Origin of the sequence: Pauljensenia sp. UMB6358 (assembly GCF_030216865.1) — a bacterium.
In the GTDB taxonomy this organism is placed as follows: Bacteria; Actinomycetota; Actinomycetes; order Actinomycetales; family Actinomycetaceae; genus Pauljensenia; species Pauljensenia turicensis_A.
In genome coordinates this window covers 1-269 of sequence record NZ_JASOMS010000170.1, presented here as the reverse complement: position 1 = coordinate 269, position 269 = coordinate 1, and the positions used below count along the sequence as shown (strand labels likewise).

Annotated in this window: 1 protein-coding gene; it reads right to left on the bottom strand. The window is 63.2% G+C overall.

Annotation, left to right across the window (positions count from 1 at the left end; translation table 11 throughout):
* Window positions 1-269: AMP-binding protein (locus QP381_RS09050; protein ID WP_285068681.1), on the bottom strand; the 269-nt coding region annotated here is incomplete at both ends.

The window sequence follows — 269 nt, the reverse complement described above, 5'->3', positions numbered from 1 at the left end:
GGTAGCCAAGGGGGCTTCTTCAAGCACTATCTGCCCCTGCCGTAGCCATCTACTTACCACGTTGGGCCCGCTGATTGTCAGCTCCCCATCTACCCCGGGTTCGGTTACGGGCTCGCCGGAATCGTCGCACACTTCCACCCGCGTGTAGGGGAATGCGCGCCCGGCCGCAATGGGATGGTCGGCAAGAAGCCGCTGGGGCAAACAGGTACAGGTGGCCGCCGCCTCGGTCATTCCCCACACGTGGATCGGGGTAAGCCCAACGCTAATCA